This window comes from Sphingobium sp. MK2 (assembly GCF_040170545.1).
Classification (GTDB): Bacteria; Pseudomonadota; Alphaproteobacteria; order Sphingomonadales; family Sphingomonadaceae; genus Sphingobium.
In genome coordinates this window covers 1-1,259 of sequence record NZ_JAZDXA010000099.1, presented here as the reverse complement: position 1 = coordinate 1,259, position 1,259 = coordinate 1, and the positions used below count along the sequence as shown (strand labels likewise).

The 1,259-nt window shown below is 61.3% G+C and carries 3 protein-coding genes; all 3 read left to right on the top strand.

The genetic code is table 11. From position 1 onward, the window contains the following. A partial coding sequence (gene tnpA / locus V2I08_RS20430; RefSeq protein WP_349636577.1) for an IS66-like element accessory protein TnpA occupies nt 1-389 on the top strand: 389 nt, incomplete at its 5' end. Then, nucleotides 386-742, top strand: coding sequence for an IS66 family insertion sequence element accessory protein TnpB (gene tnpB, locus V2I08_RS20425; RefSeq protein WP_006949016.1), 357 nt, complete (start codon nt 386-388; stop codon nt 740-742). The genes tnpA and tnpB, both read left to right, overlap by 4 nt. A gap of 118 nt (nt 743-860) precedes the next feature. Next, nucleotides 861-1,232, top strand: coding sequence for a transposase (locus V2I08_RS20420; RefSeq protein WP_349636576.1), 372 nt, complete (start codon nt 861-863; stop codon nt 1,230-1,232). Nucleotides 1,233-1,259 lie beyond the last annotated feature (27 nt).

Sequence of the window (1,259 nt, the reverse complement as noted above, 5' to 3'; positions counted from 1 at the left end):
ACGGGCGGCAACCACAGAAGCCTCGTATGAGCGGTCGCGGGGATGGCGGAGCGCTTGTACAGGTGGAGCGGCGTCGGAACTGGAGCGACGAGGAGAAGCTGGCGATCCTAAAGGAGACGACGGTGCCGGGCGTTGTCATATCGGCCGTAGCGCGGCGGCATGGGATAGGCACGGGTCAGCTCTACACCTGGCGCAAGCAACTGCTCCGGGGAGCGATGGCAGGCTTCGTACCTGTCGAACTGGCAGCATCATCGCCGTCGGCCAAAGCCCGAGAAGCTGGGCGGATCGAGGTTCGAGGGCAGCGTGGCTTGACGGTGTCGGTTGATGGTGAGGTTGATCGGGCTGCCCTGAAACAGGTGCTCGATGTCTTGCGGGAGCTGGATCATTGAGCCTGGCGCTCCCGCCTTCGACGAAGATCTACCTGTCCCTGCCACCGTGCGACATGCGCAAGGGGTTTGACGGGCTGTCAGCGCAGGTGCGCAATATTCTTCAGCTCGATCCCTTCTCGGGGGCGGTGTTCCTGTTCCGCGGGAAGAGGGGCGACAGGCTGAAGGCCTTGGTCTGGGACGGCTCAGGGCTATGCCTGTATGCGAAGCGTCTTGAGCGCGGAAAGTTTGTTTGGCCACGTGCCCATGAGGGTGCGCTGCGGCTGTCGGCAGCCCAGCTTGCGATGTTGCTCGAAGGCCTGAACTGGAAGCAGGCGATCGTCCACGACGAGGTCATCACGCCGAGCCTCGCATAGTGAAAATGATCAGTAAAACCGACATTTTATGTAGGTTTTACTGTGGGCTTCGGCTATTATCGGTGGCATGCGGTTCGCCCTTGATCGCCTTCCCACTGACCCGGTCCTCCTGCAGAAAATGCTGCTGGAGATGGCCGATGTCATGGAGCAGGAACGGGCCGAACTGACGGCAACGAGAGCAACCGTCAAAGCCCAGACCTTGCGGATCGAAAAGCTCGAGCATCGCGTCGCGCGGCTGCTGCGCGTCCAGTTCGGTCGTAGCTCCGAGAAAATGGATATCGCCCAGCTGCGGCTGATGTTCGAGGAGGTCGAGGTACCAGAACCCGCCAACGATGAGGTGGCGGCACCGCCTGTGGCGAAATCGGCCCGCAAATCCGGCGGCCGTGTTCCGCTTCCTGCACACTTTCCGCGTCAGACGGTTGATCATCAGCCCAGCCCGTGCAGTGTTGGGTTGGACGGCTCCCAACGGCATCGTGATGTGCCAGGATGAGGTCGTTGAAACACTCACATGAAGGAG